General features: G+C 66.0%; 19 protein-coding genes. 8 read left to right on the top strand and 11 right to left on the bottom strand.

Going from position 1 to position 20,195, the window contains the following annotated elements:
- The first annotated feature begins 149 nt into the window (after positions 1 to 149).
- Both ACIHAX_RS30145 and ACIHAX_RS30140 read left to right on the top strand, forming a co-directional pair.
- A complete protein-coding gene (locus tag ACIHAX_RS30145; RefSeq protein ID WP_397280938.1) occupies positions 150 to 1,940 on the top strand; it encodes an HEXXH motif domain-containing protein in 1,791 nt (596 codons plus the stop codon).
- Positions 1,933 to 3,171 carry an MFS transporter gene (locus tag ACIHAX_RS30140; protein WP_397280936.1) on the top strand — a complete coding sequence of 413 codons (1,239 nt, stop codon included), beginning with the start codon at positions 1,933 to 1,935 and terminating at the stop codon, positions 3,169 to 3,171. The genes ACIHAX_RS30145 and ACIHAX_RS30140 overlap by 8 nt, the downstream gene beginning before the upstream one ends.
- A gap of 135 nt (positions 3,172 to 3,306) precedes the next feature.
- Here the strand turns inward: ACIHAX_RS30140 and ACIHAX_RS30135 are convergent, their stop codons facing one another.
- Positions 3,307 to 3,759, bottom strand: coding sequence for an Lrp/AsnC family transcriptional regulator (locus tag ACIHAX_RS30135; protein WP_357883269.1), 453 nt, complete (start codon positions 3,757 to 3,759; stop codon positions 3,307 to 3,309).
- Positions 3,760 to 3,917: 158 nt separating this feature from the next.
- On the opposite strand from ACIHAX_RS30135, the gene ACIHAX_RS30130 reads away from it, so the two are divergent.
- Positions 3,918 to 4,943, top strand: a complete 1,026-nt coding sequence (locus ACIHAX_RS30130; protein ID WP_355074325.1) for a DMT family transporter — start codon at positions 3,918 to 3,920, stop codon at positions 4,941 to 4,943.
- 92 nt (positions 4,944 to 5,035) lie between these two features.
- Here ACIHAX_RS30130 and ACIHAX_RS30125 read toward each other — a convergent pair whose 3' ends face one another.
- Positions 5,036 to 5,983 carry an alpha/beta fold hydrolase gene (locus ACIHAX_RS30125; protein WP_397280933.1) on the bottom strand — a complete coding sequence of 316 codons (948 nt, stop codon included), beginning with the start codon at positions 5,981 to 5,983 and terminating at the stop codon, positions 5,036 to 5,038.
- Positions 5,984 to 6,678: 695 nt separating this feature from the next.
- Positions 6,679 to 7,545, bottom strand: coding sequence for a LysR substrate-binding domain-containing protein (locus ACIHAX_RS30120; RefSeq protein ID WP_397280931.1), 867 nt, complete (start codon positions 7,543 to 7,545; stop codon positions 6,679 to 6,681).
- 80 nt (positions 7,546 to 7,625) lie between these two features.
- Between ACIHAX_RS30120 and ACIHAX_RS30115 the strand changes: the two genes are divergently transcribed.
- Together ACIHAX_RS30115 and ACIHAX_RS30110 are read left to right on the top strand one after the other, a co-directional pair.
- Entirely contained in the window at positions 7,626 to 8,108 is a 483-nt protein-coding gene (locus ACIHAX_RS30115) for a cupin domain-containing protein (RefSeq protein WP_397280929.1), read from the top strand.
- 59 nt (positions 8,109 to 8,167) lie between these two features.
- Positions 8,168 to 8,530 (top strand): DoxX family protein, encoded by a 363-nt coding sequence (locus ACIHAX_RS30110; protein WP_364433809.1) that lies wholly within the window; start codon positions 8,168 to 8,170, stop codon positions 8,528 to 8,530.
- 7 nt (positions 8,531 to 8,537) lie between these two features.
- Here the strand turns inward: ACIHAX_RS30110 and ACIHAX_RS30105 are convergent, their stop codons facing one another.
- The 3 genes from ACIHAX_RS30105 to ACIHAX_RS30095 form a co-directional block, all read right to left on the bottom strand.
- A complete protein-coding gene (locus ACIHAX_RS30105; protein WP_397280927.1) occupies positions 8,538 to 8,924 on the bottom strand; it encodes an aldo/keto reductase in 387 nt (128 codons plus the stop codon).
- Positions 8,925 to 9,259: 335 nt separating this feature from the next.
- A complete protein-coding gene (locus ACIHAX_RS30100; protein ID WP_397280925.1) occupies positions 9,260 to 10,786 on the bottom strand; it encodes an amidase in 1,527 nt (508 codons plus the stop codon).
- 270 nt (positions 10,787 to 11,056) lie between these two features.
- Positions 11,057 to 11,725 (bottom strand): TetR/AcrR family transcriptional regulator, encoded by a 669-nt coding sequence (locus ACIHAX_RS30095; RefSeq protein ID WP_379253465.1) that lies wholly within the window; start codon positions 11,723 to 11,725, stop codon positions 11,057 to 11,059.
- A 97-nt stretch (positions 11,726 to 11,822) separates the two neighbouring features.
- Between ACIHAX_RS30095 and ACIHAX_RS30090 the strand changes: the two genes are divergently transcribed.
- Both ACIHAX_RS30090 and ACIHAX_RS30085 read left to right on the top strand, forming a co-directional pair.
- Positions 11,823 to 13,268, top strand: a complete 1,446-nt coding sequence (locus ACIHAX_RS30090; RefSeq protein ID WP_397280923.1) for an MDR family MFS transporter — start codon at positions 11,823 to 11,825, stop codon at positions 13,266 to 13,268.
- Positions 13,265 to 13,540 carry a hypothetical protein gene (locus tag ACIHAX_RS30085; RefSeq protein WP_364433794.1) on the top strand — a complete coding sequence of 92 codons (276 nt, stop codon included), beginning with the start codon at positions 13,265 to 13,267 and terminating at the stop codon, positions 13,538 to 13,540. The genes ACIHAX_RS30090 and ACIHAX_RS30085 overlap by 4 nt, the downstream gene beginning before the upstream one ends.
- A 14-nt stretch (positions 13,541 to 13,554) precedes the next feature.
- Here the strand turns inward: ACIHAX_RS30085 and ACIHAX_RS30080 are convergent, their stop codons facing one another.
- On the bottom strand, positions 13,555 to 14,211 hold the full coding sequence (locus tag ACIHAX_RS30080; protein ID WP_355074313.1) for a helix-turn-helix domain-containing protein: 657 nt from the start codon (positions 14,209 to 14,211) through the stop codon (positions 13,555 to 13,557).
- A 212-nt stretch (positions 14,212 to 14,423) separates the two neighbouring features.
- A complete protein-coding gene (locus tag ACIHAX_RS30075; RefSeq protein ID WP_397280921.1) occupies positions 14,424 to 15,551 on the bottom strand; it encodes an NADH:flavin oxidoreductase in 1,128 nt (375 codons plus the stop codon).
- A gap of 111 nt (positions 15,552 to 15,662) precedes the next feature.
- Between ACIHAX_RS30075 and ACIHAX_RS30070 the strand changes: the two genes are divergently transcribed.
- A complete protein-coding gene (locus ACIHAX_RS30070; RefSeq protein WP_379253468.1) occupies positions 15,663 to 16,130 on the top strand; it encodes a MarR family winged helix-turn-helix transcriptional regulator in 468 nt (155 codons plus the stop codon).
- 319 nt (positions 16,131 to 16,449) lie between these two features.
- On the opposite strand, the gene ACIHAX_RS30065 is transcribed toward ACIHAX_RS30070, so the two are convergent.
- The 3 genes from ACIHAX_RS30065 to ACIHAX_RS30055 all read right to left on the bottom strand — a co-directional run bounded on the left by ACIHAX_RS30065 (position 16,450) and on the right by ACIHAX_RS30055 (position 20,116).
- Positions 16,450 to 17,253, bottom strand: coding sequence for a tachylectin-related carbohydrate-binding protein (locus ACIHAX_RS30065; RefSeq protein WP_364433786.1), 804 nt, complete (start codon positions 17,251 to 17,253; stop codon positions 16,450 to 16,452).
- A 493-nt stretch (positions 17,254 to 17,746) separates the two neighbouring features.
- Positions 17,747 to 18,307 carry a choice-of-anchor K domain-containing protein gene (locus tag ACIHAX_RS30060; RefSeq protein WP_397280918.1) on the bottom strand — a complete coding sequence of 187 codons (561 nt, stop codon included), beginning with the start codon at positions 18,305 to 18,307 and terminating at the stop codon, positions 17,747 to 17,749.
- A 525-nt stretch (positions 18,308 to 18,832) separates the two neighbouring features.
- On the bottom strand, positions 18,833 to 20,116 hold the full coding sequence (locus ACIHAX_RS30055; RefSeq protein ID WP_397280916.1) for a serine hydrolase domain-containing protein: 1,284 nt from the start codon (positions 20,114 to 20,116) through the stop codon (positions 18,833 to 18,835).
- Positions 20,117 to 20,195 lie beyond the last annotated feature (79 nt).

Genomic DNA, 20,195 nt, shown 5'->3' with positions numbered 1-20,195 from the left:
CGTGCGATTCTTCGGTGACATCATCGATCTTCTGCTCGGCGGACATCCGACATCGGAATTCGCTGGACTCACGCCCATTCGATTTGCCGTGATCTCGTGTCGGTACGGACTTCGACTCTGCCATTGACACCTAGCGACGGGACACCCATATGCCAACGATAGTCACCGGGATCGACGATGTCACGGCCAGCTCGAGTTCCGGATACGGAACCGAGCCTGCTATCGCGACGCTGACCGAAGGCGCGCTGTTGATGCGGCTGATCCTGCTGCGCACTCTCATCGCCGAAACCACGTCGCGGCCGGAAATTGCCGACGCCGCAGGACTTTCCCTTGCCTACCAGACGCTGGCCGAATTGCAACGATCCCATCCGGCCGAGGTCGCTACGCTGTTGTCGTACCCGCACGTCGGCCCGTGGCTCGCCCAGGTCCTGCAGCGCCTCCATGCCGAGCCCGACGACGCGCCGACCCCACTGTGGGCCGACTGTGGCTACCTGGGCTGGCTCGCCGCGGCAGGCTCCATCGCCTGTTTGCCCGGAGGTTCCATCAACCTCGTAGTGCGGAACGGCGTGGTGATGTTGCCCGGGATCGGCAGGGCCGAGCTCGGCCCTGCCGAGGACAACGGGCACTGCGAACTGCACTGGACACGGGACGGCGCGCTGCGCTTCACCCGGGGAACCAGCACAGTTCTGGTTCCGTCCCAGGATGACGAGTCCGATCCCGCCTGGCTGCCGCTGCGGCGATTGCGGGGGGCGGATGCGGAACGGGAGGTGTTCCTCGACGACCTGGACCCGTTCCGATACTTGCTGGACGGTCAGCAGCCACCCCGGCTCACGACCGCCCAAGCCGGCACATGGCAACAGGATTTCGCGGCGGCCTGGGAACTACTGCGCCGAGACTTCGACCGGTACCTCGTGCCGATGCGCAGTTGCTTGCAGTCTTTGGCGCCGCTGAGTGCACAACCACTCGCGGCGAGCACGAGCCACACCGCATTCAACGGAGTCGGCTGCGTCTACACCACGGCCCCCGCGGACCCATGCCAGCTGGCGCTCACGCTGATCCATGAGGTCCAGCACACGAAGTTCACGCTGCTGACCGATCAGATCGTGCTGTTCGATCCCGACTCGGTGTGCCGCTTCTACGCGCCGTGGCGCGACGACCCGCGTCCGATCATGGGCCTGCTGCACGGGATCTACGCATTCTTCGGAGTCACCGACTTCTGGCGAATACATCGTCACGCCGACTGCCACCGATCGATGGAAGCGAATGTCGATTTCGAATTGTGGCGTCTACAGGTGGAAGGTGCCGTGGCGCAGGCATCGACCTCGAGTCTGCTCACGGAGGCGGGTTCGCAATTCCTGAACGCGCTCAGCGCTGAAATGCGCCCGTGGGGAGAGGAGGACGTGCCCACGGCGGTCAGGGTCGCCGCGTCCGAGGTGGCGATAGCGCATCGGACGTTTTGGCAGGTGCGGAACCTGACACCGGACGTCGCCGGCATCGCCGAGCTGGCCGTGCGCTGGATCGCGCGGGCGCCACGGCCCGACGGCCTGCCGCCCGCGGATCAGGTGGACCAGAGCACCGTGCCGAACGATCATCGCCGCCTGCACCTTCCAGCGCAGCTGAAGCTGCTGGACCACGCCGCGGCCGAAGCTCTGTCGATCCCCGAGCAGCCGCGCGGCGACCGGGCCTATCTGGCGGGTGACATGGCTGCGGCGGTCGCGCTGTACACCGAGGAACTGCGCGTCGACCCGCTCCGGCCACAGTTGTGGGCGGGCTTGGCGCTGGCGTTGCCGAAGCTCCACCCGGACGATGACTTCAGCGTTCTCGATGACAGGGCCGAGGTCGCCGCCCACCTGTGCCAGGTACTGCTGGCGGATGCCGAAGGTGTCGAGATCATCGAGCTGGTGCGGTGGTTGTCGAGGTATCCGCGCACTCATGGGTAGATCGGGAATCCACGCCAACCGGAACTTCCTGCTGCTGTGGTCCGGAAACGCGACATCGCTGGTGGGCTTCCACGGCGTCCGAATCGCCTATCCGATGCTGGTTCTCGCGGTGACCGGCTCGCCCGCCGCGGCGGGATGGGTCGGTTTCGCGTTGAACCTGCCGAGTCTGATCTTCCAGATCCCTGCAGGCATCGTCGCGGACTATTCCAATCGGATCCGGACCCTGGTGATATGCCAGATCACCGGGTTGATCGCGGCCTGCCTGGCTGCCGGGGCGGTCGCTGCCGAGCTCTCGAGCCTCGCGCTGATAGTCGGTGTCACGGCGTTCATCGAGGGCAGTGTCTACGTCTTCGTCGGCCTCAGTGAGCTGGGCGCGATCCGCGACGTGGTGTCACACGCACAGCGACCCGCCGCGTTCTCGTTCCTCGAGGCCGAGCAACCGATCGCCATCCTGGTCGGACGAGCAGCAGGTGCGGCGGTCTACGGCGTGGCCCGCTGGCTGCCGTTCATCGCCGACGCCGTGTCGTATCTCTACTGCCTCGTCGCACTGTTGCTGATCCGTCCGGACTCGACAGCACCGCAGAAAGCCGCCGAGCCCGATCGTCATTCGGTCCGGCGTACGATCGCCGACGGCTTCCGTGTCGTTTGGGCCGAACCTTTCCTGCGGACGTCGACGGCGATGATCGGACTGTCGAATATCGTCATTCAGCTCGTCTTGCTGCTGATATTGGTGGAACTGAAGAACGGCGGCGGTCCCGCGTGGACCGTCGGCGTGGTGCTCGGCGCCGCGGGCGTCGGCGGAGTACTGGGCGCCGCCGCGGCAGCACGGCTCACCACTCGCTTCCCTCCTCGGAATGTCTATCGGGGCGCGCTGTGGGCATGGACGGCGCTGCTCGTTCCAATGGCGCTCAGCGCCGATCCGTTTGTGCTGGCCGCGTGTTGGTGTGGCATCGGCGGCGTGGGGGTCGTCAGCAACGTCGCGTTGACGATATCCCGGCTCGATGTGATCCCCGAACAGACCCTCGGTCGCGCGGTCGCGACGATGGCACTGTTCTGCGACGGCGCGGTCGCGCTCGGCGCGCTCGGGGCGGGCTATCTGTTGTCCACAGTTGGCGCCGTCGCCACGCGATGGTTGGCACTCACGGCCATGTTCACACTCGCCGTATACGCAAGTACTCGCACCACCCGGTCTCGCGATCTACCGCTTGCGCTGACATCACCCGATTGCTGAGGCGCGAGCCTGCTCGTCCTAGTGGGGCAGCAGTGCCGCTCGGGCAGCGCGATCCATGATGAGATTCTGCTGTCTGCTCTCGATTTCTCGCTGAGCCGACCGCGCCGCCGACCAGCGAGGGGCGAGCGGGAGGCTTCAAATCGGCTCGATGACGTTCTTCCGTAGGTGTCCGTAGACCACTGAGGTGCGTACGTCTGCGAGTTCCTTTCGCTCGGTCAGCTTGTCCAAGACCACCGAGTGCAGATGGTCGGTGTCGCGAACGGCCACATGAAGGAGGAAGTCGTCGGTGCCTGTCAGCGTGAAGATTTCGATCACCTCGGGCATTCGCGTTACGAAGGCTTGGAACTGTTCGATGACCGCACGTGTAGGCGGTCGTATCCGTACGGCGATGATCGCCTGCAGCCCCCGGCCGAGCGACGGGAGGTCTACCTCGGCGTGGTATCCCAGCAGCACGCCGCGCTCACGGAGGGAGCGAATCCGCTCCAAGCAGGTCGAGGGTGCGATGCCCAACTCCTGGGCCATGTCCCGGTTGGTGCGCCGACCGTCCAACTGCAGAAGCCGAAGTAACGCCGAATCTAGTTCATCCATATTCCGTCTCTCTGGTAAAACTCCGAATCTAATTCGGACATACTGCCAGGCTGCCCGGCTGATTGCTACCTTGATTGCCATATCCCCGTTCATAATTCGCCTCCGATGAAGCGGACGAACAGAGATCAGAAGTTTTTGGACGGTAAGGAGCACGGGAAGTGGATGAGCGGCAGGCCGAAGTCTTGGCGATCTGTTCGGTCGTAATGGCCGCGCTGTTGTGGAGCAGCTCGTACGCGGTAACCAAACTGGTGCTGACGGACGTCGGCCCGCTGAGCATCGGGGCCATCCGTTTCACGCTCGCCGCGGTACTGCTCGGGATCATCATGTTCTTGCGCCGCAACCCGGCCGTCAGACCGGATGCCCGTCGGCGGCGGCTGATCTACCTCAGTGGGTTGCTGGGCATTACGGCCTACTTCGTGCTGGAGAACATCGGCGTCGAGCTGTCGACCGCCTCCGACGCCTCGTTGATCGTGGCCACCTACCCATTGATGACCATGCTTTTGGAGCTGGTGGTCTTTCGGAGCAGAATGCCGCCGCTCCGGGTCGGCGGTGTGCTGCTGGCTACCCTGGGGGCTTTCCTCGTCGTTCACAACGGGGCGGATGTTGGAGGCAGCGGTCGCTGGTCCGGCGACATTCTGCTGTTGCTCGGCGGACTGGTGTGGGCCGGGTACAACATGCTGGGCAAGTATGCGGGGCACGGGCAGGACGCGGTGACCCTCACCTACTACCAGACCATGGCCGGCGCCGCCGGCTTCCTGTTCGCCTCGCTACCGGAGTTGAAGCATTGGCGGGTACCCGACGCCACGGCCTCGGCGCTGCTCGTGTATCTGGCCGTCGCATGTTCCGTCGGCGCCTTCCTGCTCTACAACTACGGCCTGCGCCGGATGGCCTCGAGCGTCGCGGTGAACATCCTCAACCTGGTGCCGGTGTTCGGTGTGCTCGGTGCCGTGGTGATCAATGCGGAGACGGTCCGGCCGGCGCAAGTCTTCGGTGGGGTCATCATCATCGCCGGGGTGACACTCGGATCGGTCGAGCACCGCTCGCCCGCCGGGAAAGTCGCAGTTCCCCGAACCGACCCGGCCACCGAGTGCGTGCGAACGAGTTCGTCCTGCAGGGTTGCGGTCGAGTCGTCGTCGGATTCGGCCCCGTCAGTGATCGACGAGAGGATGCGCCTGAACCGGTAGGGGAGTGGGCTTCAAGATCACGATCGCGTCCTGCTCGGTCGACTGTGCCCGAATGTCTGTGGCTCCCTGCGCCGTCGGACCTCGACGCCGAGCTACCGAGTGAACCGAGCGATGTCCTCGGCAACGCGCTCTGGTGCTTCGAAGGGGAACGCGTGACCGAGCCCGGGGTAGATCAGCAATTCCGAACCGTTGATGTAGCGATGTAGCACGATGGAGTTGGCGGCGGGTTCTTGCTCGTCGTTCTCCGCGCCCAAGATGAGGGTGGGCAGCTGCAGGGCCGGCAAGCTGCTGATGACGTTGGTGGTGGGGTTGATGAGCCAGTCGGTCATCGCGGCGCGTTGACGGTTGAGGCCGGTGAGGTTCGTCCCGATCCTGTTGAGGCGCAAGCCTGTTCGTCGACGCCACGCTGACAGAGCGTCGGGGTGGCCGCTGAAATACAGTGGAATGACCTGGTCGGCGGGCGCAAGCGGGTCGAACGCGGGCAGGCCTCGGACCAGACTGGGCAGATCGGGCAGCACCTGCTGTGTTCCGCCGGGGCCGGTGCCCATCAGGACCAGGGCGCCGACGTCATCGGGATGGTCCACGGCCATGCGTTGCGCGACGAATCCTCCGAGGGAGAAGCCCACCACGGTGGGGCGGCCCAGGTGGAGCGCCTGGATCAGGGCTGACGCCTGATCGGAGAGCTGAGGGACAGTCGAGATGGCCGAAGAGCCGGCCGGGGTTCGTCCCACGCCGTCGGAGTCGAAGATGACGACGTGATTGGTCATGGCGAGGCGGTCGAGCAGTGCCGGATCCCAGTCGTCCATGCTGAGTCCGAGACATGGGGTCAGCAACAAGGTCGGTCCATGTCCGAAGCTGCGGTAGGCGATCGGCAGCCCCGCGACGGTGACGACGTGGGTGGGTGCCGTCAGCGACGGCGACCGGTCGAAGTGATCGGCCGTTGTCGACTCGATGTCGGTATGGGCAGGCGGGCGGGCCGTAGGGGCGGCGTCAGCGGCGGTGGGCGCGACCAGCAGCATGCTGGTTGCCAGTGCGGCCACGACGGCCGAGGCGGGCACCGAGCATCGCGAGACGGGTCGCCCACGGTGGGGCATCGGCCCGCTGCCGGGTGTTGCCGGAGTTGGCTGCCGTGGATGGTGGGCGGACATGCGGGCTCCTCGCCGTTGCGGGATGGACTGAGTGGATGTGCTGTGATGGGCGTAGGCGTGCTGTTCGGACACACGTCCACTGCCTCTTCGGGTCTGAATGGTCGTCCCCGCGCATAGGAGATGCCGGGGGCCCGAAAGGATTCACAGCTGTCATCTGCCAAGAGGCGAAGCGGCGACCACGAGATCGTCACCGATGCACCGCGTCGGCGGCGACAATCCGAGTCGGCCGGCGTATTCCGGTGCGACACCTGCGAGGCAAGGGCAATTTCGTCGCGCTGCTTCTCACATTCGATGCGCCACGTTCTGCAACATTCGGCCGGTTATGGGCTGCGCGGCGCGGCCGCGCCAGGACAGCGTCCCAGATTGCCTGGGCTGGGTGCGCGCCGTATTGACAAGTCCCCTGATCCCACGGGTGAGTCTTTACGCCCGAGTTCGGAAAACGACGGCGCACCCCGTCGAACGCACTGAGATGCCGCCGGTCGATCGATTGACTCGGTGATCGGCTGTGGCGCAGGACATCCGCTCGAGTAGCCGATTGAGTGCGTCTCGCGCCGAGCTTTCCATCCGGCTCGTGGACCGGGTCGCCTTCACTGCCGAGGCGGGGGATCGAGGTATGCGATCGTGGCTATCTGCACGAACGATCGGATCAGGGGGTTGGCGTCACCTTCATTCCAGGCAACCACCACTCTGCTCGGTGCCATGTCGATCAGTGGGACCGTGCCCAGTCCCTCTGGCACACTGTGCCCGAGCGGGGATATGCCGACGGTGCCGTTCCAGAGCACGGCCTGCACACATTCCTGAACGACCCGCACTACCGGACCTTCGCGTGTCCGGCCCCCGTTCCAATAGGTCTGCCAGGTGGGATCGGTGCCGTCGGGGAACTGGAACCAGTGGCGGCCGGCCAAGTCGGCCAGCGTCAGGTGGTCGCGGCGGGCCAGTGGATCGTCGGCGCGCAAGACGGCCCCGACCGGGTCGGCACGCAGTTCATGCACGGTCAGGGCGGTGTCGTCGAACGGGGCCCGGGTCACTGCGACGTCGACCAGGCCCGCCCGCAGTCCGCAGGTGGGGTCGGTGAGATCGGTGTCGCGGATGCGGATGTCGACCTCGGGATGCTTGTGGCGGTAGGCCGCGGCAAGCCTGGTGACACCGGGGTCGGTGCCGTCGCCCAGGATGCCGACGGTGAGGTTCGCGGTTCCGGCCGCGGCGGCGACCCGCACGGTGGCGCGCTCGGCCTGATCGAGCAGGGCGCGCGCCTCGTCGAGCAGCACCATCCCGACCCGGGTGAGGCCGATGCCCGTGGGCGACCTGTCGAACAGGGGCGCACCGACTTCCGACTCCAATTGCCGGATGGCGCGGCTCAGGGGCGGCTGGCTCATGTGCAGCCGGGCGGCGGCGCGACCGAAATGGCGTTCCTCGGCAACAGCTACGAAGTAGCGCAGCGTACGCAGCTCCACGCTGGCACGATACCCGTCCGGTATCGGCATCGCAGAACAGGTCTTGGACGCCCACGACAACTCGGCGGTGCAATCGAAACATGTCAGACGACAAAAACAACTCCGGCACAACCGTTTCGGTGGTGGGCCCGGGCGAGGGAGAGCTGATCATCCTGGGCGCCACGCGAATGCGCGTCCTCGAGGACGGCAGCAACACCGCGCACCGCCTCGGTCTCGCCGAATCCATCATTCCCCCACACACGCCCGGACCACCGCAGCACCGGCACGCCCAGCACGACGAAGGGTTCTACATCATCTCCGGCACGCTGCGGTTCACCGTTGGCAACACCGACTACGACGTGACAGCGGGCACGCTGGTGATGGTCCCACCCGGCACCCCGCACACCTTCGCCAACATCACCGATCGACCAGCCGTCATGCTCAGCACCTTCACCCCTGACCTGTACGTGCAGTACTTCCGCGACCTCCAAGACATGGCCGCCGACAGCCGGGGACTGACACCGCAGGTGAACATCGAGGTGATGAGCCGCTACGCCACCGAGCCCGCCACCGACTTCGCCTGAACCCCAGCGGGCCGGGGCGCTTTCGCCTCGGCCCGCACATGACACCTCTGGATGGAATCGTGAACATCGCATTCTGGATCACTGCCGGTCTGCTCGCCCTCTTCTACCTCTACGCAGGCGGACTGAAGATCACCCGAAGCCGGGATCAACTCCGGCCCATGATGTCCTGGGTGGACCACATACCACTGTCCGTGATCCGGACCGTCGGCGCACTCGAAGTACTCGGCGCACTCGGGCTGATCCTTCCACCTCTGACCGGTCTGACGCCTGGGCTCGCCGTCGCCGCGGCCATCGGGTTCGTACTCCTGCAACTCGGTGCGATCCCGGTCCATCTGACCGGCGTGGACCACAAAGTCGCCCTCAACATCACCCTTCTTCTCATGGCAGCCGTGACCGTTTGGCTCGCAACCATCTGGGTGTGATGCGAGATTATCTCGGAGTCGGCTTCGCACCGCCCGACATGTCGTGTTCCCAGCTGCCGCGCGTGTCGACGTCCGCAGCGTCCGCCAGCGCCTCCAGCTCCGCGATCTCCTCGTCGGCGAGTTCGATGCCGTGAGCTCGGACCAACCCGTCGATGTAATCCGCCTTCGTGACCCCGATGATCGGGGTGGTCCCCTTGGCGATGGCCCAGGCGGTGGCGACGTCGGCGGCGGACGCGCCTCGGTCCTCGCCGATCGCCCCCATCCGGTCCGTCAGCGACTGCAGCTGGGGGAGGATGCCGTTGTACACGGCCGCCCGGCTGCTGCCCTCCGGCAACGGGTGGGCCGGGCTGTACCTGCCGGTCAGCGCCCCTTGTTCGAACCTGATCACGTACACCGCCGAACCCGGCCACCGCACCCGAAGACCGGCTCAAACTCCTCGCCAGCTGGGCAGCTACGCAATCTCGGGCAGAAGAGCCCACCCGCCACTCTCCTCAGCCCGGGCCGCTCTGATCCGTCGCGGTTCACCCGGCCGGGAATCCGGGGTACGAACTCGACCGGCCCGCGCGAAGTTCCTATACCCGCTGATTCACTATGTCTCGCGCGGGACGCGCGGGGGCCATGCCGGTGTGAACCGGATGGCCCGAGGAGTCGAAAGTGCGAACCCCCGTACTTGGTTTCGCCTCACACTGTTTGTTCGTCATCCGCTCGACCGGCACCCGGTAGTGCACCTCACTTCGGTGCCTGGAAGCCGCCGATCTTCTGCTCGAGGAGCTCGGCCAGCCGCAGCGGGGTGCGGTCCTCGAACATCGGACCGATGAGCTGCACTCCCACCGGCAGGCCCTCGGGTGAGCGGCCCGCGGGTATGGCGGTGGCGGGCAGGCCGGGCATGGTGGCCATACCGGCCCAGACGAGCTGGTCGAAGTACGGGTACTCGACGCCGTCGATGTCGATGTGCCGGTCCTCCAGACCTCCGTCGTGGTCGTGCGGGAACGCGGGAGTAGGCGTGATGGGGCACACCACGGCATCGAACTCGGCGAACAGTTGCCGCCAGCCGTGGCGGTGGAGTTCGCGACGATTGTTCGCCTCGACCCAGTCGCGGTGGCTGAGCACCATGCCGCGCAGCCGCGCCGCATCGAGGCTCCGGTCGTCCGCGCTCAGTGCGGCGGCTTGGGTCCGCAGCTGTCGGTACACGTCGAGGGGAAGACCCGCGGCGGCGTTCGACAGCATCAGCTGCATATAGAGCGTCGCCGCTTCGATCGGATCAGGCAGCAGCGGGCTGTGCCGTTCGACGCGGGCGCCCTCGTCGACGAGGGCCTCGGCGACCCGGTTCACGCCCGCCCGCACCGCCGATCCGGTCGGAATGAGCGGATGTTCCTCGATGATCAGGACACGGAAGTCGGCCAGCCGTTCGTGGCGCGCGGGCGGCAGCGCGACGTCGTAGGCGACGCCGTAGGTTAGCGGGTCCGGTCCGGCCATCACGTCGAGCAGGAGCGTGAGGTCGCGGGCGGTGCGCGCCATCGGACCGACAACAGCGAGGTCGAGATCGACCGGCAATGCCGGCGCCGGCGGTGCGCCCATACCGCGGGACGCCACCAGTCCGAGTGTCGGCTTGTGCGCGTAGATGCCGCAGAAATGCGCGGGGGTGCGCAGCGAACCGGCGAGGTCGGAGCCGATGGACAGCGCGCCGAATCCGGACGCCAGGGCCGCCGCGGAACCGCCGGACGACCCACCCGACGTGCGGCTGTGGTCCCACGGGTTGCTGGTGGTTCCGTAGATCTCGTTGAAGCTTTGGATATCTCGCAGCGTCAACGGCACATTGGTCTTTCCGAGCAGCACCGCGCCGGCGGCCTTCAGCCGCGACACCTGTACCGCGTCCTCGGCAGGCACATAATCCTTGTACTGCGGCATGCCCCAGGTCGTGGGCAGTCCGGCGATGTCGTAGGACTCCTTGACCGTCACCGGAATACCGAGCAGCGGCCGATCCTCGCCGCGGGCGCGCGCCTGGTCGGCAGCGCGTGCGGCGGCCCGCGCATTATCGAAATCCGGTACGCAGATCGCGTTGATCGCCTTGTCGTCGCGCTCGATACGCGCGATCGCCTCGTCGGTCAGTTCCACCGATGTCACTTCACCAGCATGCAAGGCGGCCGCGAGTTCTTCCGCCGACTGAAAACTCCAATCCATGAATCCGACGGTATTGGCCTGCCGGACAGGACATAAAATGCCGCTTCGCGCAATGGAAAGTCGAGCGGACACCATGCACCGGTGAAGTCATGCGCTCGTTCTGCCATCGCCGGACATTCCACCCCAGGTCACAGCGTCGGCAGCGGGCCAACTCCATGAGCGCGGGGCATAAGAATGCCGCGCCGGGCAACGGGATATATGTCTCATATGCTCATCCGCGGTCAACGCGTTCGTAATCACTTCCGCCGACCTCTGGCTTAACGCACACACCGACTGAGAGAAACCGCCGGAAAACACCGATACCGAGATTGGCCCGAGCGTCGCCGCGCCCAGTAAGAGCCCGGATCAGGCCCCTTCCGGTGATTCGGCCGTGCCGAGGCGGCGGATAAGGGCGCGGAGTTGAGTGCGATAGTACTCCTCGAATTCCGGTGAGCCGGGAGTCTTTCCGGTGGCTCGCAGGGCGGCCTCGGGGAGCATCAGGGGCGCCAAAACCATGCTCATGACGGCCATGCGGACGAACGCGGGATCCAGCTCCGGGGCTATCTGGCCGCGCTCCTTTGCTCGGCGGAGGTTGGCCAGATCGGTGTCGATGACCGTGGCGTCGTCGATGTAGTCGGATTCGGTGCCGCCCCCGGTCAACCCGCGCCAGATGACCAGGCGGGCCGGGCGTGGGTCCGCCAGCGCGGCGGTGAGGTAACGGGCGGCGGTCTCGTCGAGGGGGAGTGCCGGATCGGCACGCTCGGCCTCGGCCTCCGGCCAGTGCCGTTGAATCTCTTGATAGAGGTTTTCCTTGCCGCCGAAGTAGTAGGCGATTAGCTGTTTGTTCACCCCCGCGCGAGCGGCGATGTCCTGGACCCGCGCACCGTCGAAGCCCTTTGCGGAGAACTCATCCAGGGCCGCATCGAGCAGAGCCTGACGGGAGCGCTCCGCGTCGCGGCGGCGCTCGTCCGCGCTGGGGGCGCGGCGCGGACGGCGGGCCGGGCCTTCGGGCGTCGGATCCGTGCTGCGGGCCATGCGAACAGGTTACCGGTTCGGGTGACTGGTTCAACCAGTCGGATGCATTGTCATCCAATTGGTTGACAGAGTTTCCCGTGTGGATAACACTGCGAAGGTGACTGCTTCCAACGTTTCCGACGGCGTGACCACCGGGCTGAGCCCGCAGGCACGTCGGGCCGTGGTCGTCGTATTGGTCGGCGCGGTGCTCGCCTTCCTCGACGCCACGATCGTCAATGTCGCTCTGCACTCCCTGGCTACGGCCCTGAACGCGTCGCTGGACGCCATCCAGTGGGTCGTCACGGCTTATCTCCTGGTGCAGGTGGCGGTGCTGCCCGCCAGCGGCTGGGCTGCCCGCAAGATCGGGCCCAAGCGGCTCTATATGAGCACGCTCGGCCTGTTCACCGTCGCCTCGATCGCCTGCGGACTCGCGGACTCCGTGGGTACCCTGATCGTCGCCCGCGTCGCGCAGGGATTCGGCGCGGGGCTGATGATTCCCGTCGGGCAGTTGATCCTGATCACCAGCGCTGGGCAGCGCGGCATGGCGCGAGCCATGGTGGCGGCGGGACTGCCGATGGTGCTCACACCCGTCATCGGGCCGACCATCGGCGGACTGTTGTTGCAATACGCGGGCTGGCAGTGGATCTTCCTGATCAACGTGCCATTCGGCGTGCTGGGCCTGGTGCTGGCGTGGCGACTGCTCCAGCCCGACGAGCCGACCGAAGCCGCGGGTCCGTTGGATGTCGTTGGACTGGTGATGATTTCACTCGGAACAGTGGGCGTCACTTTCGGATCGGCTCGCGCCGGAGTCCGGAATGTGACCGATCCGCAGGTGCTGGTTCCGGTCCTGGCCGGCGTCGCCGTCATCGGCCTTTTCGTCGTGCACGCGACGCGATCCGCGCATCCTGTTCTCGATCTGCGGCTGTGGCGGGATCCGCTGTTCCGTGCGGGTGCGGTCACGACGCTGGTGCTGGGCGCGGTGACCTTCGGGGCGATGGTGCTGCTGCCTCTGTATTTTCAGGTGATCCGAGATCAGGATGCCGCGCACACCGGAATGCTGCTGGCCCCGCAAGGGCTGGGCGCGGCCGTAGCCATGGGGCTGTCGGCACCCATGGTCGAGCGGCTCGGCGGGCTCACCAGCGTGGTCGGTGCGGTGATCGGTGTCGTCGCCACGGTGCCGTTCCTGTTCGTTGCCTGCGACACGCCGTACTGGCTGCTGGCCGCCGCGATGATCGTGCGTGGCCTCGGCATCGGACTGGCCGCGACACCTGCCATGACGGTGGCGCTGCGCAACCTCGGCCCGGCTCAGATGGCGGATGCCACACCTCAGCTCAATATCATGCAGCGCATCGGCGGATCCATCGGCACGGCCGTGTTCGTGGTGATCCTGCAGCAGGGGCTGAGAGACAGCGGGATCCAGCACTCGGAGCAGGCGGGGGCGTTCGCGACCACTTTCACCTGGGTGCTGGGAGCCGCGCTGGTCGCCATTATTCCCGCGGCCGCGTTGGCCGCACGTGGCGGACGCCTCGACGCGGCCGGTGACTCTCTCGGCAACGAGCCATGATCCGATTGGCAAAGCTCACCGGGGTGGTGATGACCGACGGTGGCGAGCTCGGCAACCGGCTGCGCGGCATCATCGCACCACGGATACATCGACTGCCCGGCCTCGCCCGTGTGATGTCCAGCGGCGAGACACCACCACTGCGCCGCTCGGCGCTGGTGGCCGCTCTACTGCTATGGCGCGGCTCGGCAGGGCGTCTGTTGCCCAACGATCGCCTCGAGGACGGGCGCCGCCTCGACGAGGTCGCGGATAGACCTGCGCCACTCCGAGCATGACGATGCCACCGGAACTATGGATCGGGCACTAGCTGCGGCTGCGGCTGCGGGGGCAGGGGGTGGGAGACGAGCTTCTGCGCCGAACGCTTGTTCATGCCGAACATGCGCAGCACATGGAAGGTCATCTCGTCGGTCAGCGCGCCCGCATCGGCCCCGGGTTGGGCGTCCAGGAGTTGCAGCAGGCCCAGCAGCGCGCCGCCTGCGGCCATGACGGCCATGTCCGGGTCCATCGGCTCGAACCGGCCCGCCTCCTGGGCGGCGATGATGTCGCGGCGGGCACGCGGGGCCAGGCCCTCGTCCCGAAGCAGCACCGGCATGCCGGAATTCAGCAGCACCCGCACTATCTCCGGCGCCTGCCGCTGGAGACGGCCGGTCATCCGGAAACTCACCGCGAATACCTCGGCCGGGTCGTCGTACAGCTTCACGATCTCGTCGCGCATCTCGCTGTAGACCTGCAACACCGAGCGGACGGCTTCGTCGAACAGCTCTTCTTTGGAGGTGAAGTGGTTGTAGAACGAGCCGAATCCCACGTCGGCGGCGTCGGTGATCTCTTGGATGCTCACCGCCGAACGTCCTTCCGCCAGGAACTTCCGTGCTGCGCCCAGCAGTGCGTTGCGGGTGCGTTCCCGGCGGCGGTCGATGCGATTTCGCACCACGGGGTCGGCGGACATGGATCCCTCTTCCATCGGCGAATGTCACCGTAATCGTATCTGATGGCTCCATCAGATACGATTACAGTGGTGACGGCCTCCCGGCGGTGGTCCATGCGCCGAACGCCGGGTGTCCTGGATGCGCTCGCCCGGCGTGGCTCGCTATGGATGCCCACGGTGCGCTCGATCCGCCGTTTCGCTCGGATCGACGACGACGGCCTGCTGAAACTCGCTTACCTCAGCGTCTTCAGTGCCGCCGCGTCGTACGGCTTCAGCTCGTCGATCCGCCCCGCCAGGACCTTGGACGCCCACTCCGGGTCCTGGAGCAGGGCGCGACCGACGGCGACCAAGTCGAATTCTTCGCGCTCCAGGCGATCGAGGAGGTTGTCGAGGCTGCCGAGTTCGGCGCCCTCGCCGGTGAAGGCACGGAGGAAGTCACCGTCCAGGCCGACCGAGCCGACGGTGATGGTGGGCTTGCCGGTGAGCTTCTTGGTCCAGCCTGCCAGGTTCAGGTCCGAGCCGTCGAACTCCGGGAGCCAGTAGCGACGGGTGGAGGCGTGGAAGGCGTCTACGCCGGCTGCGGCGAGCGGAGCCAGGATCGCTTCCAGCTCCTGCGGCGTCTCGGCGAGCCGTGCATCGTAGGCCTCCTGCTTCCACTGCGAGTAACGGAAGATCACGGGGAAGCCGGGCGAGACGGCCGCACGAACAGCGGCCACGATCTCGGCGGCGAACTTTGTCCGGGCCGCGATGCCGCCGCCGTAGGCATCATCACGGCGGTTCGTTCGCGCCCACAGGAACTGGTCGAGGAGATAACCGTGAGCGCCGTGCAGTTCGACGCCGTCGAAGCCGATGCGCTCGGCGTCCGCCGCGGCCTCGGCGAAGGCGCCGATGACGTCGTCCAGGTCACCCTGGGTCATCGCCTTACCGAGACCCTCGGTGCCGTCGACGCGAATACCGGAGGGGCCGACGGCGGGCGCATCGGGGTAGGGCGCGTCCCCCTGGTTGCGGACCATGCCGATGTGCCACAGCTGCGGCACGATGGTGCCGCCTGCCGCGTGAACGTCCTCGGCGACCTTCGCCCACCCCGCCAACTGCTCTTCACCGTGGAAGCGCGGCACGCGGTCACTCTGCCCAGCGGACTCGTGGCCGACGTAGGTGCCCTCGGTGACGATCAGGCCCACGCCTGCGGCGGCGCGGCGGGCGTAGTACGACCGCACATCGTCACCGGGAACGCCGCCGGGGGAGAACATGCGCGTCATCGGCGCCATCACGATGCGGTTCGGGACGGTCAGGCCGTTCAGCGCGACGGGCCGCGAGAGGATCTCGGCTGTGCGCGAGGCGTCGGACGCGGTGACGATCACTGGGTACTCCTCGTTGGTACGACTTCGATGGTTGAGAACTTCAAGCAATGGCCACACACGCTAAGGGTAAATATTTGAGATAGTCAAGTTTCTGCGGATAGGCTGGTTGCCATGGCAGAAGCTCCCCGCGTCGACACGGCCCAGTTGATGGAGCTGCTCTCGGTGTCGCTCGGCGTCTACTACGGCGACTTCACCGTCGCGGCGGCGAGCGAGAACTTGACGGCGAGCCAGGGCAAGGCGCTGACCGTGCTGCGCCGAGGGCCCGTCGCGATGCGCGCCTTGGCCGAGACCTTGGCCTGCGACGCCTCCAACGTCACCGGGATCATCAACCGGCTGGAGAAGCGTGGCCTCGTGCGACGAGAGGCCAGCGAAGCCGACCGGCGCGTCACCAATCTCGTCATCACGCCCGAGGGCGAACGGATAACCGACACGATCCGGGCGAAAATGCGCGCCACCCAGGACGGCCTGAACAGGCTCAGCGACCAGGACCGCGACTGTCTGTACGAACTGTTGGAACGGGTCTTCGTCTCCCGCCTCGTCACCCGAGCGGACTCGCCTGCGTCGGTCGCAGGTCGATAAGCGCCGGCACACCGACCCGAAAGAGCTGTTCCAGGCCAACGACCGACGTTGTCTGGAAATGCGACGAGCACGCCCCTCCAAGCACTACCGACGCCGCGACGCTGCGCACCGACGGCCACGCCGGTCGGATCCAGCTCGGGTGGGGTGCTGAGTCTGGGCCGGTCAGGGTGTGCGCTTCGGAGGACTGCGGGCACGTTGGACGGAACGTAATCGGGCGGTCTCCGCCTTCTTTGGATGTAGACGCTCCCCCAGAGGCCTCTGGGGGAGCGTGCATCAAGCGGAGCCGCGATTCACAGGACATCGAATCTCGGATGGATGCTCAGACGAGGTGGAGGTAAGTGTCGCCGCTGAACACCGAGCTGTAGATGTCCCAGCCACCACTGATCTTCCTCCCACCCGCACCGGCCGTCCACGTCGCCGTGCCGTCTCGCCACCCGTCGTGGCGATACCAGTGCAGATCCCCGTTCGGCTTGATGCCGTAGATCGCGCCGTCGTAGCCGCTGAACACCTTGTCGTAGATGTCCCAGCCGCCACTGATCCGGTTGCCGCCCGCACCGGCGGTCCACCTGGCGGTGCCGTCTTGCCACCCGTCGTGCCGGTACCACTGCAGGTCACCGTTCGGCTTGATGCCGTAGAGCACCCCGAGGTAGCCGCTGAACACCTTGTCGTAGATGTCCCAGCCGCCACTGATCCGGTTGCCGCCCGCACCGGCGGTCCACCTGGCGGTGCCGTCCTGCCACCCGTCGTGGCGGTACCACTGCAGGTCACCGTTCGGCTTGATGCCGTAGACCACGCCTCGGCCGATGCTGAAGACCGTGCGGTAGATGTCCCAGCCGCCACTGATCCTGTTACCGCCCGCACCGGCGGTCCAGAAGGCGCCGCCGTCCTGCCAGCCGTCGTGGCGGTACCACTGGAGATCGCCGTCCGGCTTGATGCCGTAGATGACGCCGCTGTCGCGGCCGCTGAACACCGTGCTGTAGATGTCCCAGCCGCCACTGATCCTTTTCCCGCCCTCACCTGCTGTCCAAAAGGCTCCGCCGTTCTGGACACCGTCGTGGCGATACCACTGCAGATCGCCATCGGGCTTGATGCCATATAACGCAGTGCCGACAACCCTGGTCATTTCTGTTCCTACCTTTTTGTCGCGAGTGATACTGCTGTCGTCCCCGACATTTCGGCCGCTCGGCCGAACTCCTGGCGATAATTTCAGGACGCTGGATCGCGGACACCAGTAGTCGACTACTCGTTTCGGGGCGTAGCTGATGAATTGCCCTGCAGGGTGTGCGACAGCGTCGCGGCGGCTCGGCTCCCTGGATCGGCCGCCGGGAAATGTCAGCTCGAGGCGAACGCGTCAGCCTGCGGTCGGCGCCCGGGGCACGATGATCGCCGTGGACAAGTGGTCGCTCGGGACTCCGGCGGCGTGCATCGCGGCCGATAGCGCCACAAGGAAAGACCGTCGGCGCGGCTAGCTGCGCCCGGGTCACGGTGGTCGATCATGCACGCTGGATTGCCGCGGCCGGGCCCGGCGAACACGCCGTCGGGCCCGGCCGTGAAGTGGCCGTTTACATCAGCGTCCCGCCACACCGGGACATAGGATGGGCACCGGGCGAGTATCTTCAGGAACCCGGCTCAGCCTGGGGTTCGAATTTCGCAACGAGCCAGACTCTCTTGATTTCCCCTTCGGGATTTTCGAAGTACGGCTTCACTTCATCCTTGTCATCCAGGAAACCGCTGATGGTCACCAGGTATTCGGTGCCGTCGACGCGGACGATGTCGTTCTCGTGGACTACCGGCGGTCTCACCACATCGGCGACGTCACCCGGCTGGTTGGGCGTCTCGTCGTGACGGAAACGCAGGGTGAACGTATGGTCGAATCCCTCGTCCTGGAAGTCGACGGTGACCTTCAAGAAAACCGAGAACTGACTGTGTGGCAGATGAATTCGACGGTTGTAGTGTGCGAATATGCCGAGCCTGAAGTTCTGGCCGTCGAGGCGCGCGTCGACATCGGTGAGGCCGGTGAAGTCGTAGCCGCTCTTCTCCTCGTCTTGGCTGCCGCCCCATCGGATACTCGATTTGATGCCCGCGCTCGACCTGACTCCGGGCTGTCGCAAACCCTCGAACTGCGACTCGTCCACGCTGACGCGCGTCCAAACACCTCTGGTGTCCACTTTCCCCATGACAGACATGCCCCCTTGTTTCCGGACCGATCGGCGAACTGCCTATCTACCGTGAGACACATCATCCCCCACAGAGGGCGACCTGTCATCGAAATCGGTTGTGCGACAGGAATAATTGGGCCGAGATACTACTCGGAGATCTTCGCTGCACCCATGCGCGCCGAAGACGGTGAAGGCAGGTTGGTGCGCGCATCTCAGGGGTGTCGTAGCCACTGGTCGAGGGCGTGCTCACCGACGAAGGTGAGTCGGACCATCCTGTTCGGCGACGTGTTCGCGTAGGAGTGCTGCTGGGTGCGCATCGATCGCCAAGTCCAGTTCGTCGCGAACATCTTTCGGAGCTGTCTTCGAATGCTATGAGACCAAAAGGAACTACGGATCGGTTGCGCGGCCCGGCGTCGTGATATGTCGGCGGCGGCGTGGTGCGCGACGCGGATCGCGGCACGCCGCAGCCCGCGGCGCCCAGCGCAGAAGTGCTGGCGCCGCGGGGCAGCGAGATGACCTCGGCCGCATATACGCGTTGTGCCGCTACGGAATTCCAGGGGTCGCCGGGTGCGGGCCGACGCAGCCGAGTATGAAACAACCCGGTGGCCAATTCGCGAACGGTGCGGACATGGGTTTACCCAGGCAGGACAGCGGGTTGCAACCTGGGTAGGCCATCGGGCCGATGCCGAGTGCGGCGAGTGTCGCGTCCGGGTTCGAGATCATCGGATCGGACAGTTGGACATCGGATTGCTGTTCGTAGGGCGCCGCAGCGGGTATGCGAGGGTCCCGGAAGGCGGCGCCGACCGCGCGCAGGACATCGTGCGGGAAGCTCAACGCGCTCCCCGGCACCGTGACACCGGTCCAACTGACCATCAATCCGAGGCTCGGCACCACGAAATTGTCCTGGCGCATCATTCCCGACATCTGCATCGCATCCGGCGGCAGTCCAGGAAAGTAGTTGCCGCAGTCCGGCCCGTTCACCACGAACAGGAAGCCATAGCATGGGTTCGTCGGGGCGGGCCGGCCTGCCTGCGCGAGATATTCCGCGGAAATGATCTGGTGACCGCCCCACTGGCCGCGATTGGTGAGCAGCAGTCCGAGCTTGGCGAAGTCGTCCGGTGGCAGCAGTAGATGCGCGTAACCGTAGGTGTTTCCACTGCGGTCCCGTCCCCAGAAGTAGTCGGTCGGCGGAATTCCCAACGGATCGAAGAGCTTTCGTTGCGCGTACGTCTGAAAGTCCTCATCGACCGCACGCTGGATGACGTACACGAGCAGATCGACAGCGCGCTGACTGTAGCGCCACTCGGTGCCCTGCTGTTGATCGATCGGCATCGCCAGCGCCTGCGCCACCACATTCGGGTCGATTTGCGCCAACCCGGTGATGCCCTCCGAGGCCACCGCTGCCCGCATGCCGCTGGATTCGATGAGCAGATTCCGCACCGTGATCGCGCGATGTCCGGCATCACCGAGCTCGGGTGGCAGATAGGCGCCGATCGGGTCATCGAGCCGCAGCCGCTGCTCGTCGACCGCGATCCCGGCTACCATCGAAACCACACTCTTGGTGCTACTCCATAGATTCCACGGCACACCGGCGGCCCGCGCGGTGTTCGGGCCGGTCGCGATCAGGCAATTGTTCCGAAAGATCTGCAGCGTCGTGCGGGTCGAATCCGCCGCGAGCGCCACCGCCTGGCGCAGCGCGGGCGAATCGAGTCCGACCTCCTCCGGGGTCGCTGTTTCCGGTACTCGTCCACTGCTGACCGCGCAATGCCTCAGCCCGTCCGGTTCGGCATGCGCCGTCACCGGCGCACCGATCCCGAACATCGACATTGCCGCCGTAATAGCGACCACCGCAACACTTCTCATAGCTCGACCCACGCCGGCCTCCGCTCTCGACGAACTCCACCTG

Origin of the sequence: Nocardia sp. NPDC051929 (genome assembly GCF_044548645.1) — a bacterium.
GTDB classification, from domain to species: Bacteria; Actinomycetota; Actinomycetes; order Mycobacteriales; family Mycobacteriaceae; genus Nocardia; species Nocardia sichangensis.
The sequence above is the reverse complement of the archived record's forward strand: the minus strand, read 5'-3'. Positions and strand labels throughout refer to the sequence as shown.